22 protein-coding genes are annotated in these 21,802 nt (G+C 72.4%); 17 read left to right on the top strand and 5 right to left on the bottom strand.

Going from position 1 to position 21,802, the window contains the following annotated elements:
• Window positions 1-62: 62 nt before the first annotated feature.
• On the top strand, window positions 63-956 hold the full coding sequence (locus OG440_RS27050; protein WP_406009383.1) for a TIGR01777 family oxidoreductase: 894 nt from the start codon (window positions 63-65) through the stop codon (window positions 954-956).
• 161 nt (window positions 957-1,117) lie between these two features.
• On the top strand, window positions 1,118-2,536 hold the full coding sequence (locus OG440_RS27045) for an NAD(P)/FAD-dependent oxidoreductase (protein ID WP_406009382.1): 1,419 nt from the start codon (window positions 1,118-1,120) through the stop codon (window positions 2,534-2,536).
• A 170-nt stretch (window positions 2,537-2,706) separates the two neighbouring features.
• Here the strand turns inward: OG440_RS27045 and OG440_RS27040 are convergent, their stop codons facing one another.
• Entirely contained in the window at window positions 2,707-4,227 is a 1,521-nt protein-coding gene (locus OG440_RS27040; protein WP_406009381.1) for a regulator, read from the bottom strand.
• A gap of 244 nt (window positions 4,228-4,471) precedes the next feature.
• On the opposite strand from OG440_RS27040, the gene lipB reads away from it, so the two are divergent.
• The 4 genes from lipB to OG440_RS27020 all read left to right on the top strand — a co-directional run bounded on the left by lipB (window position 4,472) and on the right by OG440_RS27020 (window position 7,617).
• Window positions 4,472-5,269 (top strand): lipoyl(octanoyl) transferase LipB, encoded by a 798-nt coding sequence (gene lipB / locus OG440_RS27035; RefSeq protein ID WP_406009380.1) that lies wholly within the window; start codon window positions 4,472-4,474, stop codon window positions 5,267-5,269.
• A gap of 119 nt (window positions 5,270-5,388) precedes the next feature.
• A complete protein-coding gene (gene lipA / locus OG440_RS27030) occupies window positions 5,389-6,354 on the top strand; it encodes a lipoyl synthase (RefSeq protein WP_406009379.1) in 966 nt (321 codons plus the stop codon).
• 281 nt (window positions 6,355-6,635) lie between these two features.
• On the top strand, window positions 6,636-6,836 hold the full coding sequence (locus tag OG440_RS27025; RefSeq protein WP_171396819.1) for a hypothetical protein: 201 nt from the start codon (window positions 6,636-6,638) through the stop codon (window positions 6,834-6,836).
• 76 nt (window positions 6,837-6,912) lie between these two features.
• The gene (locus tag OG440_RS27020) at window positions 6,913-7,617 is read left to right on the top strand and encodes a DUF4191 domain-containing protein (protein ID WP_406009378.1); all 705 of its coding nucleotides are present in this window, start codon (window positions 6,913-6,915) and stop codon (window positions 7,615-7,617) included.
• A gap of 374 nt (window positions 7,618-7,991) precedes the next feature.
• On the opposite strand, the gene OG440_RS27015 is transcribed toward OG440_RS27020, so the two are convergent.
• A complete protein-coding gene (locus OG440_RS27015; protein WP_406009377.1) occupies window positions 7,992-8,459 on the bottom strand; it encodes an RDD family protein in 468 nt (155 codons plus the stop codon).
• Between the two features lie 197 nt (window positions 8,460-8,656).
• On the opposite strand from OG440_RS27015, the gene glnA reads away from it, so the two are divergent.
• The 5 genes from glnA to OG440_RS26990 all read left to right on the top strand — a co-directional run bounded on the left by glnA (window position 8,657) and on the right by OG440_RS26990 (window position 13,464).
• Entirely contained in the window at window positions 8,657-10,066 is a 1,410-nt protein-coding gene (gene glnA / locus OG440_RS27010) for a type I glutamate--ammonia ligase (RefSeq protein WP_054237964.1), read from the top strand.
• A 154-nt stretch (window positions 10,067-10,220) separates the two neighbouring features.
• A complete protein-coding gene (locus OG440_RS27005; protein WP_406009376.1) occupies window positions 10,221-10,478 on the top strand; it encodes a hypothetical protein in 258 nt (85 codons plus the stop codon).
• Between the two features lie 11 nt (window positions 10,479-10,489).
• Window positions 10,490-11,791: a HEAT repeat domain-containing protein gene (locus OG440_RS27000; RefSeq protein ID WP_406009375.1), complete on the top strand. Its 1,302-nt coding sequence runs from the start codon at window positions 10,490-10,492 to the stop codon at window positions 11,789-11,791.
• Between the two features lie 144 nt (window positions 11,792-11,935).
• Entirely contained in the window at window positions 11,936-12,856 is a 921-nt protein-coding gene (gene htpX, locus OG440_RS26995; protein WP_406009374.1) for a zinc metalloprotease HtpX, read from the top strand.
• 2 nt (window positions 12,857-12,858) lie between these two features.
• Entirely contained in the window at window positions 12,859-13,464 is a 606-nt protein-coding gene (locus OG440_RS26990; RefSeq protein ID WP_406009373.1) for a hypothetical protein, read from the top strand.
• Window positions 13,465-13,548: 84 nt separating this feature from the next.
• Here OG440_RS26990 and OG440_RS26985 read toward each other — a convergent pair whose 3' ends face one another.
• Window positions 13,549-13,827, bottom strand: coding sequence for a hypothetical protein (locus tag OG440_RS26985; RefSeq protein ID WP_406009372.1), 279 nt, complete (start codon window positions 13,825-13,827; stop codon window positions 13,549-13,551).
• A gap of 147 nt (window positions 13,828-13,974) precedes the next feature.
• Here OG440_RS26985 and OG440_RS26980 point away from each other — a divergent pair, with 147 nt between their 5' ends.
• Entirely contained in the window at window positions 13,975-14,718 is a 744-nt protein-coding gene (locus OG440_RS26980) for an alpha/beta hydrolase (protein ID WP_406009371.1), read from the top strand.
• 81 nt (window positions 14,719-14,799) lie between these two features.
• On the opposite strand, the gene OG440_RS26975 is transcribed toward OG440_RS26980, so the two are convergent.
• Window positions 14,800-16,140 (bottom strand): DUF2252 domain-containing protein, encoded by a 1,341-nt coding sequence (locus OG440_RS26975; RefSeq protein ID WP_406009370.1) that lies wholly within the window; start codon window positions 16,138-16,140, stop codon window positions 14,800-14,802.
• A gap of 261 nt (window positions 16,141-16,401) precedes the next feature.
• On the opposite strand from OG440_RS26975, the gene OG440_RS26970 reads away from it, so the two are divergent.
• Window positions 16,402-17,607, top strand: coding sequence for a winged helix DNA-binding domain-containing protein (locus tag OG440_RS26970; protein WP_406009369.1), 1,206 nt, complete (start codon window positions 16,402-16,404; stop codon window positions 17,605-17,607).
• A gap of 148 nt (window positions 17,608-17,755) precedes the next feature.
• Here the strand turns inward: OG440_RS26970 and OG440_RS26965 are convergent, their stop codons facing one another.
• Complete coding sequence (locus OG440_RS26965; RefSeq protein WP_406009368.1) at window positions 17,756-18,070, bottom strand: hypothetical protein; 315 nt, start codon at window positions 18,068-18,070, stop codon at window positions 17,756-17,758.
• A 142-nt stretch (window positions 18,071-18,212) separates the two neighbouring features.
• On the opposite strand from OG440_RS26965, the gene OG440_RS26960 reads away from it, so the two are divergent.
• From OG440_RS26960 to glnII, 4 genes are all read left to right on the top strand, one after another.
• Window positions 18,213-18,572 carry an arsenate reductase family protein gene (locus OG440_RS26960; RefSeq protein WP_406009367.1) on the top strand — a complete coding sequence of 120 codons (360 nt, stop codon included), beginning with the start codon at window positions 18,213-18,215 and terminating at the stop codon, window positions 18,570-18,572.
• A gap of 78 nt (window positions 18,573-18,650) precedes the next feature.
• Window positions 18,651-19,448, top strand: a complete 798-nt coding sequence (locus OG440_RS26955) for a hypothetical protein (protein ID WP_406009366.1) — start codon at window positions 18,651-18,653, stop codon at window positions 19,446-19,448.
• A 156-nt stretch (window positions 19,449-19,604) separates the two neighbouring features.
• Window positions 19,605-20,315 carry a hypothetical protein gene (locus OG440_RS26950; RefSeq protein ID WP_406009365.1) on the top strand — a complete coding sequence of 237 codons (711 nt, stop codon included), beginning with the start codon at window positions 19,605-19,607 and terminating at the stop codon, window positions 20,313-20,315.
• Between the two features lie 398 nt (window positions 20,316-20,713).
• Window positions 20,714-21,745: a glutamine synthetase gene (gene glnII, locus OG440_RS26945; protein ID WP_406009364.1), complete on the top strand. Its 1,032-nt coding sequence runs from the start codon at window positions 20,714-20,716 to the stop codon at window positions 21,743-21,745.
• The last annotated feature ends 57 nt before the right edge of the window (window positions 21,746-21,802 follow it).

The raw sequence follows: 21,802 nt of genomic DNA, 5'->3' as shown, positions 1-21,802 counted from the left end.
CTATGGCGGGCAGCCCGCGACCTGACCGGGGTTTTGTGCGGCCCCGGGGGCAGGATGGCCGCATGGACAGTGAGCGAATCGCGGTGGCCGGTGCCTCCGGCCTGATCGGCAGCGCCCTGGTGCGGTCCCTGACCGCGGACGGGCACCGGGTGGTACGCCTCGTGCGCCACGCGCCCCGGGACGCGGACGAGGTGCGCTGGGATCCCGAGCGGGGGCAGGTGGACACGGCCGGACTCGCCGGGTGTTCCGCCGTGGTGAATCTGGCCGGGGCGGGCGTCGGCGACCGGCGCTGGAGCGAGGCGTACAAGAAGCGGATCCACGACAGCCGGGTGCACGGTACGACGGCGCTGGCGAAGGCCGTGGCCTCGCTCGACGAACGGCCGCGGGTGTTCGTGAACGGCAGCGCGATGGGCCTGTACGGCGAGACGGGCGAGCGGATCGTGGACGAGGGCTCGCCCGCCGGGAGCGGCTTCCTGCCGGAGCTGTGCGTGGAGTGGGAGGCGGCAGCGGGCCCGGCCCTGGAGGCGGGCGTCCGTACGGTGTTCACCCGGACCGGGCTGGTCGTGGCGCGTGGCGGCGGGGCCTGGGGCAAGTTGTTCCCCCTCTTCACGGCCGGGCTCGGGGGGCGGATGGGCGACGGCCGACAGTACTGGTCGTACATCGCGCTGCACGACGAGGTGGCGGCGATCCGGCATCTGCTCGACCGGGACGACCTGTCGGGACCGTTCAACCTGACCGCGCCCGAGCCGCTGACGAACCGGCAGATCACCGAGGCGATGGGGCGGGTGCTGCACCGGCCGACGCTGTTCGCGGTGCCGGCGCCGGTCCTGCGCTCGGTGCTGGGCGAGATGGCCGGGGACGTGCTGGGGAGCGCGCGGGTGGTGCCGAAGCGGCTGCTGGAGTCCGGGTTCACCTTCGCGTTCCCCGGGATCGAGGACGCCATCCGGGCAGCCTGATCCTTCGCGTGACCGTATGCGACCGCCGTGCGACCGTGCCCTGTCCATGCGCGACTGTTCCTGACCGATCACGGCCCTAACCTCGACCCGAACTCGGGTATCCGGGACGGCTGTTGGGGGCATGACGTCTCCACCGGCCGCGCAACCTCGAGGAGGGGCACGTGCTTGAGCCCGCGTACCAGGCAGATGTCGTCGTGGTGGGAGCCGGTGTCGCCGGACTCTCCGCCGCGCACCGGCTGGCCAGCGCAGGAGTAACGACCGCAGTCCTGGAGGCCGCTCCTTACGTGGGCGGCCGCATGTCGACGGAGAAGGTCGACGGGTTCCGGCTCGACCGCATCGGACAGCTGCTGTCCACGGCGTATCCGGAACTGGCCCTGACACCGGGGCTGGACGATCTCGTTCTGCGCCCGTTCGCGCCGGGGGTGCTGCTGCACAGCGACGGGCGCCATCACCGCGCGGGCGCGCAGGCGGGCGCGGGGAGCGCAAGGGGCGCATTGCACGCCGTACGCGCCCTGGCGAGCGTTCCCCGGCCGGGCGCACTGCCCCGGCCGCGCGCCGGAGGCTCCCCCGCCGCGCAGGTGCGGCCGGCGCCGCCGCCCAGGGTCCGGGCGGGGGCACCGCTGGGCACCGCCGTGGACCAGGCCCGGCTGGGCGCCGCGCTCACCCGGCTCGCGGCCACCCCCGCCGAACGCCTGATGCGCCGCCCGGAGTCGCCGGCCGCCGAGGCCCTCGCGGCCCGCGGGCTGCCCGCCCGCACGGTCGACGGCTTCCTGCGTCCGCTGCTCGCCGCGCTGCTCTGCGACCCGGACCTCACCACCTCCAGCCGGTGCGCGGACCTCGCGCTGCGCGCCTTCGCGGCGGGCCGGCTGTCACTTCCGGAGGGCGGGGCCGAGGTGCTGCCCGAGCTGCTCGCGCGGACGCTGCCGCCGGGCACCGTGCACACCGGGGTGCGGGTCACCTCGGTCTCCACGACCTCGGTGACCACCGCCGAGCACGGTGAGTTCCGCTGCCGCGCCGTGCTGGTCGCCACCGACGCTCGCACCGCGGCGGAGCTGCTGCCCGGCCTGCGGGTGCCCGACTTCCATCCGGTGACGGTCGTCCACCACACGACGGACGACCCGCCCGGTACCGGTGCGTCGCTGCTCCTCGACGCCGACCGGGGCGGGCCGGTCGCGCACACGGCCGTGGTCAGCCGGGTCGACCCCGGCCGCGCGCCCGCCGGACGCGCGCTGATCTCGTCCACGGTCCTCGGCACCCCGCCGCCGGGCGTCGACACCGCCGTACGCATGCATCTGGCCCGGCTGTACGGCGTCTCGACCGCGCGCTGGGAGACGCTGGCGGTGCATCACACCGCCGAGGCCGTGCCGACGATGCGGGCGCCGCACGATCTGCGACGGGCGGTGCGCCTGCTGGCGGGCCTGTACGTGTGCGGCGACCACCGGGACACCAGCACCGTGCAGGGCGCGCTGCACTCGGCGCACCGGGCCGCGTCGGCCATCGTGTCCGATCTGCGCGCCGCCGGTTCACTGCACGCCGCCGAACCGTCGCCGACGGCCCAGCGGGAGCAGACAGCGGCCTGAGCCGTGGCCGGGGCACCCCTGGGGGCCCCGGCCCCCGGCCTCTGCCCACCCACCACCCGTCTCGGTCAGTGGCGAGGCCACGGCCGGGCATTCCAGCCCGTCCGGCGTTCGAGGACGAGGCCCGTTCAGGGCCGATACGGGGGTCCGGGGGCGGGAGCCCCCAGGGGTGGTCAGCCCAGGGCCGACACCTTGTCGCGGTAGGTGCGGGCCGGGGCCGCGTCCTTGTACGGCTCCAGCCGGCGCTCGAAGTCCCGCACGTACTCCAGCGCGCGGACGGACCGCATCTCCGCCGCCTGCCCGGCCGCCTCCGCGGCCAGCTGACAGGCCTGGTCGAGTTCGCCGAGGCCGAGCCGGGCGGAGGCGAGGACGACCCGGCAGAACAGCCGGCTGCGGGCGTGCGCGGCGGGACGCAGCTGGAGGGAGCGCTCGGCGTGCTGGGCGGCCGCCCGGAACTGCTGGAGGTCCCGGTGGCAGTGCCCGAACTCGTCGGCGAGCTGCGCCTCGTCGAAGAAGCGCGCCCAGTGCGGCACCTCGTCGCCGGACTTCGCCGCCTCCAGCGCGCGTTCGGCGCGGACGAGGGCGGCGGTCGAGGCCCGCACCTCGCCGAGCACCCCGTGCCCGCGCGCCTCCGCCGAGTGCAGCAGCGCCTGCACGACGGCCGGGGCGCCGGTGCCGACCCCCTGCTGCGCCACCCGCGCGAGCTGCACGGCCTCGCGCCCGTGGCCGAGATAGACGGCCTGGCGGCTCATGGTGACGAGGACGAAGGAGCCGTACGCCCGGTCCCCGGCCGCCTGGGACAGCCGCAGGGCCTGGACGAAGTAGCGCTGGGCGAGTCCGTGCGCGGCGATGTCGAAGGAGGTCCAGCCCGCGAGGCGGGTCAGGTCGGCGGCCGCGCCGAACAGACGGCGGCCGGTCTGCTCGCCGTAGACGCCCCGCAGCATCGGCTCGCACTCGTGCTCCAGGTAGCGCACGAGCGCCTGGCGGGCATGACCGCCGCCGTACCGGTCGTCGAGGGTGCGGAAGAGCTCGCCGACCGAGCGGAGCGCGGAGATGTCGCCGCCGGTGACCCGCTGGCCGAGGCCCCGCTCGCCGCCCTGGCCGCGCTGCCGGGGGACGGCCGTCTGCCCCGGCAGCACCAGGGCCGGCGCCACCACGGGCGGCCCGGAGGAGGGCTGCTGGGACGGGGCGGGCCGGGGCGCCGGACGGCCCTGGACGGGCACCCTGGCGGACGTGTCGCTGCGGGCGACCTTCTCGTCGGCCCGGCCGATCAGCCAGTCCCGGCTGGGCACGACGAGCCCCGCCGGGGTGAAGGCGATCTTGCGGAGCTCGGCGTGACTGCCGGAGTCCTTGCGCCAGAGCCCGCCGACGATGTCGATGGCCTCCTCGGGGGTGCCGGCGAACTCCAGACCCGCGTAGACGGGGGCGCAGGCGTCCAGGCCGAGGTCCTGGGCGGTGAGGCGACGGCCCAGACGCCGGGTGAAGACCTCGGCGATGAGCGCGGGGGTGGTGCCCCGGGGCTGCTGCCCCCGCAGCCACCGGGTGACGGACGTCTTGTCGTATCTGAGATCCAGCCCGTGTTCGAGGCCTAGCTGATCGACGCGACGGGCCAGTCCCGCGTTGGAGAAGCCCGCTTCTGCGATGAGCGCGGCGAGCTGGCGGTTGGGAGTGCGCTGCGCGGGTCGTTCCGTCATCTGCGGTGCGGTCTCCTGCCTGCCGGGCCTTTGACGTGCCCGGATGAAGTGCCTGCTGCGGTGAGCAGCCCATTTGGCCTCGTGAACGGCGCGAATGTAGCGGAGCGTAAGCAGCCGGTCGCACATATCGACGTTCATTCATCCGATCGTGTGAGGATTGACCCCAGGGCTGACGCGGGGCGCGCGGACGTACAGTGGCGTGGGCGCGTGACGTGCCTGACGACTTTCCAGGGAGGCGCTTGCCGTGAGCGAGTTGCGGTTCGTCCGGATGGGGTTCGGCGGGGACGCCGTCGACTACCAGGAGGCGTGGGACGAGCAACGCCGTGTGCACGCGGCACGGTTCACCGACGAGGTCCCGGACACCGTGCTGCTCCTGGAGCACCCCCCGGTGTACACCGCCGGCCGGCGCACCGCCGATGACGAGCGCCCCCTGGACGGCACCCCGGTCGTGGACGTGGACCGCGGCGGCAAGATCACCTGGCACGGGCCGGGACAGCTGGTGGGTTACCCCATCCTGAAGCTGCCGCGGCCGGTGGACGTCGTCGCCCATGTGCGGCGGCTGGAGGACGCCCTGATCGGCGTGTGCGCGGAGTTCGGCCTGGAGACGTCCCGGGTCGAGGGCCGCAGCGGGGTGTGGGTGCTCGGCGACCCGGTGGAGCGGCGCCCCTCGCTCGGCGGTCTGTCGCTGGACTTCGACCCGCGGCTGACCGACGAGGAGTTCGACCCGCGGCTGAACGGCCCGGAGTACGCCCCCTCGAACGCGGGCCAGCGGCGCGAGGACCGCAAGATCGCGGCGATCGGCATCAGGGTCGCCAAGGGCGTCACGATGCACGGCTTCGCGCTCAACGTGAACCCGGACAACAAGTGGTTCGACCGGATCATCCCGTGCGGGATCCGGGACGCGGGCGTCGCCTCGCTGGCGCACGAGCTGGGCCGGGACGTCACGATCGACGAGGTGCTCCCCGTGGTGGAGCGCCACCTGAGGGACGTCCTCGAGAACGCGGAGCCGAAGCCGCGGGAGATCGAGAAGGCGACCGCCTGACCGGGAATGGGCCCCACCGCTCTGAGGTTGGCCTCACAGCAGAGCCCCGTAAACACGGGCGGCGTACCCTGGTGTACGCCGAAGAATCGAAAGTCTAAGCAGACAGGCAGGGAGCCGACGTGTCCGCAGTCGCACCCGACGGACGCAAGATGCTGCGCCTGGAGGTCCGCAACAGCCAGACCCCCATCGAGCGCAAGCCCGAGTGGATCAAGACCCGGGCGAAAATGGGTCCCGAGTACACCAAGATGCAGAACCTCGTGAAGAGCGAGGGGCTGCACACCGTGTGCCAGGAAGCCGGCTGTCCCAACATCTACGAGTGCTGGGAAGACCGTGAGGCCACCTTCCTGATCGGCGGCGACCAGTGCACCCGGCGCTGCGACTTCTGCCAGATCGACACCGGCAAGCCCGAGGCGCTGGACCGCGACGAGCCGCGGCGCGTCGGTGAGTCCGTCGTCACCATGGACCTGAACTACGCCACGATCACCGGTGTTGCACGGGACGACCTCGCGGACGGCGGGGCCTGGCTCTACGCCGAGACCGTCCGGGAGATCCACCGGCAGACCGCCGGACGGGAGGCCGGGCGCACCAAGGTGGAGCTGCTCGCCCCCGACTTCAACGCCGTTCCGGAGCAGCTGGCCGAGGTCTTCTCCGCACGGCCCGAGGTCTTCGCGCACAACGTCGAGACCGTTCCGCGGATCTTCAAGCGGATCCGTCCCGGCTTCCGCTACGAGCGCTCGCTGGACGTCATCACGGCGGCCCGCGACTACGGGCTGGTCACCAAGTCGAACCTGATCCTCGGGATGGGCGAGACCCGTGAGGAGGTCGGCGAGGCGCTGCGGCAGCTGCACGACGCCGGCTGCGAGCTGATCACCATCACGCAGTACCTGCGGCCCTCGGTGCGTCACCACCCGGTGGAGCGCTGGGTCAAGCCGCACGAGTTCGTGGAGCTGAAGGAGGAGGCCGAGCAGATCGGCTTCTCCGGCGTGATGTCCGGCCCGCTGGTACGGTCCAGCTACCGTGCCGGGCGGCTGTACCAGATGGCCGTCGAGAAGCGTGGGGCGTACATCGCCTCGCAGGCGGTCTGACGCCACATCAGCTCCCTTGCGCCGTACGGACGCAGGCCGAGTGTGTGAATTCCCGCACAAGATGCTACTCACCAGTAGTGACCGATATGACGCGGCTCCGGCCGTCCTCGCAGATGAGGGCGTACGCCGGGGTCGCGTCAGCGTTTCGGCCCCGCGCACCAAGGTTTCATTCGTGTTTGACCGGTCGGTCACGCCCTGGTAACACCAATCAGTGACGCTGGTGTCACATCACGTGCACCGGACAACCCCGTACCCGAACCCGTCCGAGGGGGACACCCACCATGCAGGCCGCGCCCGTTCGCGCCACCGCGATCCCGACCTTCAGCACCGCACTGCGCGCCGTCGAGTCGCTGCTCATGAGCAGCGGCCAGCGCACCGCCCGCCGCAACGCCTGGACCTCCGTCCTCGAGGACCGCCGTCGCGCCAAGGACCGGGTCGAGGCGCAGCGCGTCCTCGAGGCGGTCACCTCCGCCCGTCCCTGACCCACCCCCCTCCCCACTCCCCACACCTCCCCTCCTGCCGTCGTAGGCGCTTCCGGGGGCACGTAGACTTCGTGCCATGGCGAGAAGTGACAGCGCGGCGGACGCCGCTAATCCCGGGCGACTGAAGCAGATCGCCCTGACGTTCAAGATGACCCACAAGGCCGACAAGACGATCGGTTTTGTCCTCGCGGGTGTCTTCCTCATCACCTTCGGCGTCTTTCTCGCGATCGGTTTCCTGATCGGCCACCCGGTCTACCTGGGCATCCTGGGCTTCCTGCTCGCCTTCCTCGCGACGGCGATCGTGTTCGGACGCCGGGCCGAGCGGGCCGCCTTCGGTCAGATGGAGGGCCAGCCGGGCGCTGCCGCGGCCGTCCTCGACAACATCGGCCGGGGCTGGACGACGACCCCCGCGGTCGCGATGAACCGCAGCCAGGACGTGGTGCACCGGGCCGTCGGCAAGGCCGGCATCGTCCTGGTCGCCGAGGGCAACCCGAACCGGGTGAAGAGCCTGCTGGCCGCCGAGAAGAAGAAGATGAACCGCATCGTCGCGGACGTGCCGGTGCACGATGTGATCGTCGGCACGGGCGAGGGCCAGGTCGAGCTGAAGAAGCTCCGCACCACCCTGCTGAAGTACCCGCGGGTCCTGGCCGGCCCGCAGGTGACCGCCACCAACGACCGGCTGCGCGCCATGGGCGACCTGATGAGCAACATGCCGCTGCCGAAGGGCCCGATGCCGAAGGGCATGCGCCTGCCGAAGGGCGGCGGCGGCAAGGCCCGCTGAGCCGCGCCCGCACACGTCACGAAGGGGGCGCCCGGATCACTCCGGGCGCCCCCTTCGCCGTGCCTGCCCACCCACCGCCGGGAAGCCTTTCGGCCGTACCGGCGGGCCCTCGTGGAGAAGCCTTTCGGCCGTACCCGGCGGGCCCTCGTGGAGAAGCCCTTCGGCCGTATCGGCGGGCCCTTCGCCGTACCGCCGCCTGCACATCGCCGTTCGCCGGCCCATCCCCGTACCGCCGAACCCCCACCGGGAAGCCTTTCGGCCGTACCGCCGGTCCTCGCCGGGAAGCCCCTCGGCCGTACCGGCGGTACTCGCCGGGAAGCCCTTCGGCCGTACCGGCGGTGCTCGTCGGGAAGCCGCTCGGTCGGGCCGGACGCTCAGATCCGGACTTCCACCGTGCCGGCGAGGCGGTCGTGCAGGCCGCGGCCGTCGCGGTCCCAGATCAGGGCCGGGAGGGCCAGGCAGAGCAGGATCGTGCGCGCCACGGCGCGCAGGGGGCTGACCGTGCCGGTCTCGACGGAGACCACCCGCAGGCCGAACAGGCGCTTGCCCGGGGTGGAGCCGACCGTGCCGACCGTCAGGACGCTCAGCACGAAGAAGACGACCAGAGCCCAGTTGCTCGTCGCCGGGTGGTAGCCGTCCGTGATCAAGCTGTATGCGATCAAGACGCCGAAGCCCCAGTCCACGGCCAGCGCCGCGAGCCGCCGGCCGGGACGGGCGATCGAGCCCGGCCCGTCCTCCGGCAGACCGAGCTGCTCGCCCCTGTATCCGAAGTCGACACCGGCTTCCTCGGCGGCCGCGCGGGGGCCCGAGAGCCACGAGCCGATTGCATCCCTGTTGTCCACCCGACCACGGTACTGCGCCCGTTTCGCGATACGGACAGGTGGGGTACACCGGGCAGGGTCCGGTTAACTTGTGCGAAACAAATGGGTCACGCCCGAGAAATCACCCGTCCCTAGGGTCGATGTCAGCGTGTGCCACCGCACTGGCCGCACGAACGAACTACCACCCCGGCTCGACGGCCGGGAGTAGGAGGAGCTGGATGTTCCAGAACGCCGACGAGGCCAAGAAGTTCATCGCGGACGAGGACGTCAAGTTCGTCGACGTCCGCTTCTGCGACCTGCCGGGCGTGATGCAGCACTTCACGCTGCCCGTCGAGGCGTTCGACCCGGACGAGGAGCTGGCCTTCGACGGCTCGTCGATCCGCGGTTTCCAGGCCATCCACGAGTCGGACATGGCGCTGCGCGCCGACCTGTCGACCTCGCGCGTGGACCCCTTCCGCCGCGACAAGACGCTGAACATCAACTTCTTCATCCACGACCCGATCACGGGCGAGCAGTACTCCCGTGACCCGCGCAACGTGGCGAAGAAGGCGGAGGCGTACCTGGCGTCGACCGGTATCGCCGACACCGCGTACTTCGGCCCCGAGGCCGAGTTCTACGTGTTCGACAGCGTTCGCTTCCAGACCTCCGCGAACGAGTCCTTCTACCACATCGACTCCGAGGCCGGCGCCTGGAACACCGGTGCGATCGAGAACAACCGCGGTTACAAGGTCCGCTACAAGGGCGGCTACTTCCCGACCCCGCCGGTCGACCACTTCGCCGACCTGCGTGCGGAGATCTCCCTGGAGCTGGCCGCGTCCGGCCTCCAGGTCGAGCGCCAGCACCACGAGGTGGGCACCGCCGGCCAGGCCGAGATCAACTACAAGTTCAACACGCTGCTCGCCGCGGCCGACGACCTCCAGCTCTTCAAGTACATCGTGAAGAACGTCGCCTGGCGCAACGGCAAGACCGCGACCTTCATGCCGAAGCCGATCTTCGGCGACAACGGCTCGGGCATGCACGTCCACCAGTCGCTGTGGACCGGCGGTTCCCCGCTGTTCTACGACGAGGCCGGTTACGCGGGCCTGTCGGACATGGCCCGCTACTACATCGGCGGCATCCTGAAGCACGCCCCGTCGCTGCTGGCCTTCACCAACCCGACGGTGAACTCCTACCACCGTCTGGTCCCGGGCTTCGAGGCCCCGGTCAACCTCGTGTACTCGCAGCGCAACCGCTCCGCGGCCATGCGCATCCCGATCACGGGCTCCAACCCGAAGGCCAAGCGCGTCGAGTTCCGCGCGCCCGACTCCTCCGGCAACCCGTACCTGGCGTTCTCCGCGCTGCTGCTCGCGGGCCTGGACGGCATCAAGAACAAGATCGAGCCGGCCGAGCCGATCGACAAGGACCTCTACGAGCTGGCTCCCGAGGAGCACGCGGGCGTCGCCCAGGTCCCGACCTCGCTCCCGGCCGTCCTCGACCGCCTCGAGGCGGACCACGAGTTCCTGCTCGCCGGTGACGTCTTCACGTCCGACCTGATCGAGACGTGGATCGACTACAAGCGCACCAACGAGATCGCCCCGCTCCAGCTGCGCCCGCACCCGCACGAGTTCGAGCTCTACTTCGACGTGTGACCGGTCCCGGGCCGACCGGCCCGTGAGTGTGCGGTCTTCGGGCTGTGCCGACGCCCCCGTTTCCTGTTTTCCAGGGACGGGGGCGTCGTCGTATGGTTTCTGGCACTGCTGTTCGACGGAAGACCTCGACAGAGGTGACGGGGGAGATACGGGCATGCCCGAAAAGGACGACGCGGAGCGGGAGTTCGACCTCAAGTGGGCGGACGGCGCGGCGCACAAGGAACCTTCCGCGCGGGCCAGGATGCTGGCCGCCCGCTGGAAGGAGAACCCACCCGAGCCGGTCCCGTTCCGCGGCGACCCCGACCGGGTGGCGTCTCCCCGGTCGTCGTGGCTGTCGACGGCACTCGTACTGGGCTGCGTGGCCGCGGTGATCCTCCTGCTGGGGTACGCGCGGTTCCAGGCTCCGTACTAGAGGGGGCGACGGTGCCGGAGAACAGACCGGACGCGGATGCGGCGGCGATGCGGCTCGCCGGAGGCACGCCCCTGACGGCAGCGGTCGTCGTCGCCGATCCACGGGCGTGGCTCGCGTTGGACGAGGTGGCGCGGGTGGTCCCGTACCACCTGGACGGCATGGCGCGATGGGAACAGGCCGCCCAGCTGCCGGCCGATCTGTCGCTGCTCGACGAGCCCCGGCTGGCGCTCGCCCTCTGCCATCGCGACGGCCGGACGCGTGAGGCGGCGCTGACAACCGCGGCTCGGTACCCCGACCTGCTGCCGCTGGTCGTCGTGCGGTGTGCCGACTGGGTGGCACCGGTGCGCGAGCGCGCCCGGACAGTGCTCCGCGAGGTTCTCGATCCTGGTGCCGCCCTCACGCTCGCGCCGCTGATCCTGCTCCTCGGGCGCCGGGACCAGGGTGCCTTCGCGACGGAGTTGCTGGCCGAGGTACTCCGCGGAGCGCCCGGCGAACGGCTCACCTGTCTGTTCGGGCACGCCGATCGGACCGTACGCCGGTTCGCGTACCGGCTCGCGGTCGAGCAGCGACTCCTCTCCCCCGGCCGGCTCGCCCGGACCGCCGCCCACGACGACGACGTCGTCGTCCAGAACCTGTGCGCGGACGGCGCTCTGGCCGCGCTGGCCGCCGACGCGGACGCGGACGCCGACGACGTGCTGCGGGCGTTGCTCACCGCGCGCAATCCAGGGGTCCGTTCGGCCGGGGTGACGGCACTGCGGCGGACCGGGCGGGCGGAGCGGGCCGTGGAGTTCCTGGCCGACCGGGCGGGGACCGTGCGGGCCTGCGCACGGTACGTCGTACGGCAGGGCGGGGGCGATCCGCTGTCCTGGTACCGCGAGTGGTGCGCGGATCCCGGCGATCCCACCCTGCCGCCGGGGGCCGCCGTCGGGCTCGCGGAGTGCGGGGAGCGCGGTGACGCCGAGATGCTGTGGCCGCTGCTCGGGCATCCGGTCGCGGGCGTGCGGGCGCGGGCCGTGGCCGGGCTGCGCGTGCTGGACGCGGCCGACGTGCGGCGGCTGGTGCCATTGCTCGACGATCCCGCGCCGGCCGTGGTGCGGGAGGTGACCGCGGTGGTACTGCCCTCGGCCGCGCTGGTGCCCGAGGAGTGGCTTGTCGAGCGGCTCGGTGCCGGGTGGCCCCGGCACGTGCGGATCGCCGCGTTCCGGCTGCTCGCGGAGCGGGGCGGGGCCGCGGGGCACCGTGCGCTGAGCGCGCTGCTGGGCGATCCCGACGAGGAGCTGCGGCAGCGGGCGGCACGGGCCGCGCGACGCTGAGATCGGCGTCCTCGTCCACGTCGGTGCCGTGCCGCTCGTGCACAGGGAACCTTTGCTCCGCCCGGGTTCGTTCGGGGACCGTTCATGGGGGTGGTGCGGTGCACACTGGCAGTGGGACGAGTGCCTGACTGCGGGGTGATGCAGATGCAGAGCCGTTTCCGGAGCGACCGGCGGCTGACCGTGCGGATGACGGTCACGTTGTTCCTGCTCGGGCTGTTGTACGTGGCGTTCGTCGCCGCGTTGATCGTGTTGCTGAAGTCGTGGGTACTGGTCGCGGTCGTCGCGGTGGCGATGCTGGGCGCGCAGTACTGGTTCTCCGACCGGGTCGCGCTGTTCGCGATGCGCGGGCGGGTCGTGGAGCGTGCGGAGTATCCCGAGCTGCACGCCGTGATCGACCGGCTGTGCGCGCTCGCGGACATGCCGAAGCCGGTGGTCGCCGTCTCGCGGATGGGCATGCCGAACGCGTTCGCGACGGGACGGAATCCGGACCACGCGGTGGTCTGCGTGACGACGGGGCTGCTGGGGCGGCTGGACCCCGCCGAGCTGGAGGGAGTGCTCGCGCACGAGCTGTCGCACGTGGCGCACAAGGACGTCGCGGTGATCACGGTCGCGTCGTTCCTGGGCGTGATCGCGGGGCTGATCGTGCGCTTCGCGTTCTACTCGCAGGTGTTCGGCGGCGCGCGCCGGGACCAGAACGCCGCGGTCGTCTTCGCCGCCGTGATGGGTGTCTCGGCGGCCGTGTACGCGATCAGTTTCCTGCTCATCCGGGCGCTGTCCCGGTATCGGGAGCTGGCGGCGGACCGGGCGGCGGCACAGCTGACCGGGCGGCCCTCGGCGCTGGCCTCCGCTCTGACGAAGGTCTCCGGCGACCTGGCCCGGATCCCCACGAAGGACCTGCGGACGGTCCAGGCCTTCAACGCCTTCTACTTCACTCCGGCACTGGGCGCCGAACCCGGTGTGGCGGGGCTGTTCTCGACCCACCCGAGCCTGGAGCAGCGTCTCGAGCAGCTGGGGCGGATCTCCACCGAGCTGGGCGAGGCGGCCGCTCCGGGCGGGGCGGGCTGATCATGGGGCTGCTGGACATCCTGCTCGGCCGGACCAAGCCGGTCGTGCCCGATCTGGACCGGCTGTTCGCGCTGCCTTCGGCGGCCGTGACGCTGGAGGCGGCGGCCGGGTTCACCCCGACCGGACAGGGTGCCGTGTGTTTCGCGACCGTCGAGGGTTCGGCCTTCGAGCAGACGCACCGCGAGGTCCAGGCGCTGCTCGACGCGGACACCGAGCGCACCGGTCCCCCGGTGCGGCTCGTGCGGGACGACTACGGCTACTCCTGGCTGGTCTCGCGGCGCACCCCCGACGAGCTGCCGCTCCTGGTCAACGATCTGCACGCGGTGAACAGCGCGATGGAGGTCAACGGCTTCGGACCGCAGCTGCTGTGCTCCCTCGCCGGGTTCGAGGACCGGCGGGGCGGGACGGACGAGGCGGGCGGCCGCCGGCTGGCGCTCGTGTACCTGTACAAGCGGGGGTCCTTCTATCCGTTCGCGCCGCTGCCCGGTACGGGGCAGCGGCGCGACGGCGCACTGGAATTGCAGGTGCAGGCCGCCCTCACGGGCGACCTGCGGATCGAGCAGGACCTGGGCCGGTGGTTCCCGGTGTGGGGAGCCCCCGGCCTCTAGTCGGATCGACCGGCCGCCCAGTCAGCCGACCGGCCAGTCGGCGCATCAGCGGGTCGACGGGTCGACCGGCTGATCGGATCAGGCCTACTTGCTGCGCTCGCGCTCCTGGCGGCGCGACTCCAGGGGGCGCTCGCGCCGGTAGCGGCGCTCCCACTTGGCCTGGTTGTCACGGCGGTCGCGGTACGCCTTGTACGACGTCGGAGCGGGTGCCGGGCCGGGCGCGGACGGTGCCGACGGCGCGGACGAGTCGAGCCCGTACCGCACGTACAGGAACAGCACGCCGACCGCGGCGAGCCAGTAGAGCGGGTTTCCGAATCCCAGGACCACCAGGACGACGGCTCCGGAGAGTACGACGGTGCCCATGGTGTACCTCCTTCCTGGGCAGGGACGGTGACTGAGCGTGGCGAGAAGGGTGGGTTGGTGCCTCCAGCGTACGGAGTCCGTCACTCAACGTGCATCTCCTTTTCGCGGGGCCGTCCGGAGAACCAGGCCCGTGAGTGAATGGGGCCCATGAGCGAACTGTCCCCTTTCACGCACGAGTACGACGGTGAACGGCTCAGCGGGGTGCACGGCGGTGGTCCGGGAACGGTGACCGCCGTTGTGCTGCACGGCGCCGGCAACGGCGGCAAGGAGCGACTGCTGCCGCTGGTCCGCGAGTTCACCGCCCACGGGTGCCGCGCCCTCGCCCTCGACTTCTCCGGGCACGGCGAAAGCAGCGGCCTGCTCGCCGAGTTGAGCCTGCGCCGGCGTTTCGAGCAGGCGGTCTCCGTGATCGACGCGTACGTCCCGGCGGACGGGGCGCTGGTGCTCGTCGGGTTCAGCATGAGCGGACAGACGGTGGCCGACCTGGCCGCGTTCTACCGGGACCGGGTGACGGCCCTCGGCCTGTGCGCCCCCGCGGTGTACGCGGCCCCGGCGTGGGACCTTCCGTTCGGCTCCGGGGACGGGGAGTTCAGCGCGATCATCCGCAGGCCCGGAAGCTGGCGGGAGGCGCCCGCGCTGGACGTGCTGCGCGCGTACGAGGGCCGGGCGGTGCTCGCCGTGCCGGGCACGGACACGGTGATCCCGCCGGAGGTGACCGAGGCCGTCCAGGACGCGCTCGCCACCCGCGCCCGGTACACGCGCTTCGAACTGCCCGCCGCGGGGCACCGGTTGGGCCTGTGGTTCCAGGACCACGCGGACGACCGACGCGAGTTCGTGACCGCCCTGCTGGCCGGCCGGAGCGAGCACGAGCGGACGGCCGCACTCTCCTGACCGGGCGGGCGGCGACGCCCGGACGCCGGCGGCGCCGTGCGACACCCGGCCCACCGGCGACACCAGGACGCCTGACGGTGGTCAGACGCCCTGCGTCGCGCTCACCACGCCCGCCGCGATCGCCGCGCCCAGGATCGCGTGGTCGGCGGCGGTCCGGTCGGCGTAGGTGAGGGCGAAGTCGGCGACGGCGCGTTCGAAGGTGTCGGCGCCGCCGAGGTAGCCGGCGATGGCGATCCGGTCGCCGGAGCGGGCGTGGGCGCGGGCCAGGGCGGTGCCGCACAGCCCGGCGTAGGCCGCGAGGTCGGCCGGCGACATCCCGGCGACGCCGGCCGCGCCCTTCGGGTCGCGCAGCTGACGCCAGTAGAAGGCGCGGCTCTGCGGCCCCGTCATCCAGCCCAGGAAGACGTCCCCGGCGGCCTGGATCAGCCGCTGCCCGGCGACGACCCGGTGGCCGGGGTGGAGGTAGGGGCCGCTCGGCAGGTGATCCTCCAGGACGGACGCGCGGGCCTCCTTGATCTGGAGGAACAGCGGGTCGTCGGTGTCCCGCCCGGCGAGCAGCACGATGAAGCAGCGGGTGCCGACACTGCCGACGCCGACGACCTTGCGGGCGGCGTCGACGAAGCGGTAGCGGTCCAGCAGCAGGCGGCGCTCCTCGGTGAGGGTGGAGCGGTAGTCGCTGAATATCTTGCGCAGGGCGGCGCTGTCGGAGGCGCCGGCGGGTTCGATCAGCGGTGGGTCGTGGATGATGCGGCGGCGTCCGTCGACGACTTCGGTGAGTTTGCCGAGGGCCTGGAGGCTGGTGCGGCGCCGGGCGCGGGTGAGACTGCCCCCGGCCCGTCCGCGGCGCCGGGCGGAGCGCAGCAGGGGCAGCAGCCGTTCGGCGTCGATGCGCTCGTACCAGACGGCGAGTTCGTCGAGCCGGGAGAGCCGTCGTACGGCGGTGCGGTAGGCGGCCGCGGCCTCCAGGGCGGCGCGGTGCACCTTCGGTTCGGGGTGGCCGTTCTCGCGGGCGGCCACCGCGACGGAGGCGGCGAGCCGTTTGACGTCCCACTCGAAGGGCCCGGGGAACGTCTCGTCGAAGTCGTTGAGGTCGAAGAGCAGCCCCCGCTCCGGGGAGGCGTACAGCCCGAAGTTGAGCAGGTGGGCGTCACCGCACAGCTGGACCGTCAGTCCGGTGTGCGGCTGCGACGCCAGGTCGGCGGCCATGAGGGCGGCCGAGCCGCGCAGGAAGGCGAAGGGCGAGGCGACCATCCGCCCGTACCGGATCGGCAGCAGCTCGGGCAGCCGGTCGCGGCCCTGCCGCTCCAGCATGGCGACGGGGTCGGGCCGGTCGACGGACGGGAGCCAGAGGGCGTGGGCGGACCGGGAGACGCGCTTACGGGCGTCCCGGCCGCGTCCGGCACGGTCGGTGGGGGTGCTCATCCGCGTCGCCTTCGCACCACATCCGCCTCCCGGTCACGCCACTTGCCGGTTCACGACACCCCTCCCGGTCCCCGACACTTCCCGGCCTCCTGTTCGCAGTGAAGGACGGGAGGGGAGCGCCCGCATGTCGGGTACGCCGAACGGGTGACCCGGTGGTCGGGACCCGATTGTCGGTGGTGTCGGCGAGGATGGCTGATGGCGGACGGGTACGAGGTCCGGACGGCGACAGGGCGACGGGGCGACGACGGGTGGAGGCCGGACATGGGTGACGCGCTGCGGTACATCGGGGTGGCGGAGCGGCGGGCGCGGCTGGCGCTGCGGCACCGGCTGGCCCCGCGGGCGCGGGTCACGACACCCGAGGCGGTGGCCGACGCGCTCCTCGCCCTGCACGGCTCGGACCCGGCGACGGTGTACCTGGCGGTCGGCGCCCGCCTCGCCGACCCGGCGGCGACGGTGGCGGAGACCGACCGGGCGCTGTACGCCGACCGGACCCTCGTCCGGATGCACGGCATGCGGCACACCGTGTTCGTGTTCCCGACGGAGTCGACCGCGGTCGTGCACGCCTCGACCGGGCTCGCGGTCGCCGCGCGGGAGCGGGCAGGCCTGGTGAAGGACATGGCGAAGGCCGGCGCACCGGACGCGGCCTGGCTGAAGGAGGTCGAGGAGTCGGCGCTGGCCGCCCTGGCCCGGCTCGGCCAGGCGACCGCGGCCGAGCTGGCCCGCGAGGAGCCGCGGCTGCGGGAGCGGTTCGTGTACGCGGCGGGCAAGCCCTACGAGGGCGTTCACACCGTCGTGACGCGGCTGCTGAGGGTGCTGGGAGTGGAGGGCAAGGTGGTCAGGGGGCGGCCCCTGGGCTCGTGGACGTCGAGCCAGTTCCGCTGGGCCCTGGCCCCCCGGCACGCCGAACTGCCTGTGGCGCAGGCCCAGTCGGAGCTGCTGCGGCACTGGCTGACGGCGTGCGGTCCGGCCACGGAGGCCGATCTGAAGTGGTGGACGGGCTGGAAGGTGACGGACGTCCGCCGGGCGTTGACGGCGATCGGCGCGCGGGCGGTGACGCTGGACGGGGGGACGGGGTACGTGGTCGAGGACGACGTGGATGCCGTGCCCGTCCCCGGCGAGCCGTGGGCGGCCCTGCTGCCCGGCCTGGACCCGACGGCCATGGGCTGGCAGGCCCGGGACTGGTATCTGGCGCCGGAGCTGCGCCCCGGCCTGTTCGACTACAGCGGGAACGTGGGCCCGACGGTGTGGTGGAACGGTCGGGTGGTGGGGGGTTGGGCCCAGCGGGCCGACGGCGAGATCGTCTGGCGGATCCTGGCCGACGAGGGCAGTGGCGCGGGCGAGGACGGCGTGGGCGGCGAGGCTAAGGCGGCCATCGAGGCGGAGGCGGCGCGGTTGGCGGCGTGGCTGGGCCCGGCCCGGGTGACACCGAGGTTCCGCACACCGGTCGAGAAGGAACTGGTGAGCTGACCTCCCGTCGCCGCCCCTGCCCTGGCCTCCGGCCTCTGGCCCCGGCCCCGTTCCGCGACTTCGGTCCCGGCCCCTGTCCCCGGTCCTGGTGCCGACGCCGAGTCCCGACGCCGGGTGCCGTCACCAGGGACGGCACCCGGCGCCCGGTTCACCGCGAGTACCGCAGCAGGGCCCGCACCATGTGGCACGTGGTGTCCGACGGCGCGTGAACGCCGATCAGCTCCGCCGTGCTGCGGATCCTCTCGTTGCGGGCCTGGTTCGGCATATACACGCCCAGGTCGAGCAGGGCGATGGCGAGGCGCATCGCCTTGAGGCGACGGTTGTGCGTGGCGTACCACTCGCGCGGTCGTCCGGGCGGCAACGGCCGCTTCTCGACGGGCACATAGGGCAGATCGAGCTGCACGGAACGCTTGGCGGTGGACTGGGTCGGCAACGGCTTCGGCTTCACTGCGGCAGCGGTCACAGGCATCCTCCTGTCGCGGTCAGGGCCCGGTCCGGAACCTCCGGCGAACCCTCGAACACTGCTTCTATTCTACTGCCCACCACTGACAATCGCCCCTGATCACAGGGGCTTTCGCGGCTTCGGGACCGCTACCGTGTGCCGCATGGAGATCTGGATCAACCCCGCCTGTTCCAAGTGCCGCAGCGCCCTCACGCTCCTCGACGCCGAGGGCGCCGACTACACCGTCCGCCGCTATCTGGAGGAGGTGCCGAGCGAGGACGAGATCGCGGCCGTGCTCGACCGGCTCGGCCTGGAACCCTGGGACATCACCCGCACCCAGGAGGCCGAGGCCGCGGACCTCGGCCTGAAGGACTGGGCGCGGGACGCGAGTACGCGAGGACGCTGGATCGGCGCGCTCGCCGCGCACCCCCGGCTCATCCAGCGCCCCATCATCACGGCGGACGACGGCACCGCGCTGGTGGCCCGCACCGACGAGGCCGTACGGGACGCGTTGTCCCGTTAGAACCCGTCCTGGCGGGAGAGCCGACGGTTAGTCCGGCGGCGGGAGTCGACGCGCCGCGCACTGCTACCCTCCGCCGCCATGACCTTCGGTGATCAAGGACGCGGATCCCTGCCCGAGCGGGAGCGCATACGACGGCGACGGCGGACCCGGCGCACGGCGGTCGGCGGGTCCTGCGCGGCCCTGGTCGCCGCCGTCGCCGTCGGCACCGTGCTGATCGCGGGCGAGGGCGAGGGCGAACGGACCACGTCCGCTCCCCCGGCGACGGCGCCGGCGACCACGACGCCCTCGGGTCTCGCGGCCGTGCCGCCCGGGGGCGCGGGCCTCCTCTCCGGCGCCCCGAGCGTGCCCGCCTCCCTGCTCGCCCGCCCGGTCGTCCGGCCGGAGCAGGCGTTCCCCTCGACGAGCGTCCGGCTCGCGGACGGTTCCCGGTACGCCCGCGTCGACCTGTCCACCACCGTCGACTGCGCGCGGGGCGTGTCGCCCGCGCTCGCCCGGCTGACCGAACAGGGCAAGGGGTGCGCCCGGTCGACGGCGGCCCTGTTCACGGACACCGGACGACGCTCACAGGTGACGGTCACCGTGCTGAGTTTCGAGCGGGTGGAGGACGCCTCGCGGGTGTCCACGACGGCCTCGGCGGACCCGGTGACGTATCGGGTCGTCCCGCTGGATCCGCCTGCGGGGGCCGGTCTGGCGACGGTCCCGCCGGGTTCGGCCGCGGTCTTCCGGCAGGCGACGACCCTGCGTTCGGTGGTGTTCGCGAACGGGCGCCGGGGCGACGGCGGCAAGACCGCGAAGGCCGAACTCACCGCACAGACCGAGGGATTGGTCCGGCGGGTCGCCGACACGGTGGCGGCGCACGAGGAGGGGAAGAGCTGACCGGGCCCGGCCGGCCACGCTTGGGCGACCGCCTCCCTTCGACCCCGACTCCCGTGTGACGCACGCCACTTCGATTGACTCCCGTGACCGCTGAGTAACCTCGTTCGGTATCTCGTACATAGCGACGTACGCTCCCCTACCCCTCAGGAGGCGCGCATGTCGCGCAGGAGAACTCTCGGCACGAAGAACAAGATCGCGCTGCTCGTCAGCGCGGCGGCGGTGGCGGGCGCCGGGGCCTTCGCCATGGCGGCCACCTCGAACGCCTCACAGGACACGCAGAACGCCGACACCCTGTCCGCCGGGGACTCGACCGTCTGCACGGGACTGGCCACGGCTCTCGGCAACAACGAGAAGTTCATCGAGGGCCAGAGGACGAACCCGGACGCGCAGTCCTCGGCCCGGATCGCCAACCGCGAGGCGGTCATCGCGCAGATCAAGGTCCAGCAGCAGGCGTCGGGCTGCGTCGTTGGGGAGTCGGCTCAGGACTCCCAGGCGACGCAGCCCTCGCAGGCGGCTTCCGCTCCGGCGGCCTCGGCTCCGGCGGCTTCCGCACCGGCCGGGAACACGGGCAATGCCGGAAACACGGGTAACGCGGGAAACGGCGGCGGTGCCGCCTCCGGCCAGCAGGTCTGCAACGGTTCCACGGTGACGCTCTCCGGCGAGGGCGGTGCCCCGGCCGCGTCGAGTAACCAGTTCCCGGCGGGGACCAAGCTGAAGGTCACCAACCTGGACAACAACAAGTCCACGACCGTCGAGGTGACCTCGGTCTCCGGCAGCTGTGCCCTGCTCAACAACGCGGCCTTCGAACAGGTCCGCGAGCCCGGCAAGTTCCTGATCCGCCGGGCACTGATCGAGAAGGTGGGGTGAGGCCCCGCCGCCGGACACCCGGGTGAACCGGCGGCGGCACCCTGCGGGGCATCCCGTAAGGGCGGAGGTGTCATCGGTCCTGCCGCTCACGGCCACGAGCGGCGGGACCGACGCGTTCGCGCTCCGCGCACCCTGGCCGGGGTCGTGCCCGGTCCGGGTCGGGGTCCGGATTCGCGTCCGGGCCCGCGTCCGGCGCACCGCATCGCATACGAACCCCCGAACCCGCCGCTCACACCGTGAGCCGCGCCACAGAACCACCAGGTAACACGGGGTTCACATTCGAGCAACGACCGGGAAATCGCCTGTTGACAGTCTGCCCGGCAGACAAGGCGGCGCCCCAGTGCCGCAGCGCCGCAGCACCCGCACGTGCGTCAGACACACCCGAAGGAAGTGGCCCCGTGACCTTCAAGGCTGAGTACATCTGGATCGACGGCACCCAGCCGACGGCGAAGCTCCGTTCCAAGACGAAGATCATCGCGGGTGAGCCCGCCGGTCTCGACGCGCTGGGAATCTGGGGCTTCGACGGGTCGTCCACGAACCAGGCCGAGGGGCACTCCTCGGACCGTGTCCTCAAGCCGGTCTTCACCTGCCCCGACCCGATCCGCGGCGGCGACGACATCCTCGTCCTGTGCGAGGTCCTCAACATCGACATGACGCCGCACGAGTCCAACACCCGTGCCGCGCTCGCCGAGGTCGCCGAGAAGTTCGCGAGCCAGGAGCCGATCTTCGGCATCGAGCAGGAGTACACGTTCTTCCAGGACGGCTACCCGCTCGGCTTCCCCAAGGGCGGCTTCCCGGCCCCGCAGGGCGGCTACTACTGCGGTGTCGGCGCCGACGAGATCTTCGGCCGCGACGTCGTCGAGGCGCACCTGGAGAACTGCCTGGCCGCCGGTCTCGCGATCTCCGGCATCAACGCCGAGGTCATGCCCGGCCAGTGGGAGTTCCAGGTCGGCCCGGTCTCCCCGCTGGAGGTCTCCGACCACCTGTGGGTGGCCCGCTGGCTGCTCTACCGCACCGCCGAGGACTTCGGCATCGCCGCCACCCTGGACCCCAAGCCGGTCAAGGGCGACTGGAACGGCGCCGGCGCGCACACCAACTTCTCCACGAAGGCGATGCGCGAGGGCTACGAGGCGATCATCACCGCGTGCGAGTCGCTCGGTGAGGGCTCGAAGCCACTCGACCACGTCAAGCACTACGGCGCCGGCATCGACGACCGTCTGACGGGTCTGCACGAGACCGCCCCGTGGAACGAGTACTCCTACGGTGTCTCCAACCGCGGCGCCTCGGTCCGTATCCCGTGGCAGGTCGAGAAGGACGGCAAGGGCTACATCGAGGACCGCCGTCCGAACGCGAACGTCGACCCGTACCTGGTGACGCGTCTGATCGTCGACACCTGCTGCTCGGCCCTGGAGAAGGCCGGCCAGGTCTGATCCGGTCCGAACCCCGGTTGTCCCCGGTTCTTCCCGGAAGGGGGCGCCCGCCGATTC

Source organism: Streptomyces sp. NBC_00637 (genome assembly GCF_045161545.1).
Lineage (GTDB): Bacteria > Actinomycetota > Actinomycetes > Streptomycetales > Streptomycetaceae > Streptomyces.
This window is presented reverse-complemented; position numbering and strand designations above follow the sequence as displayed.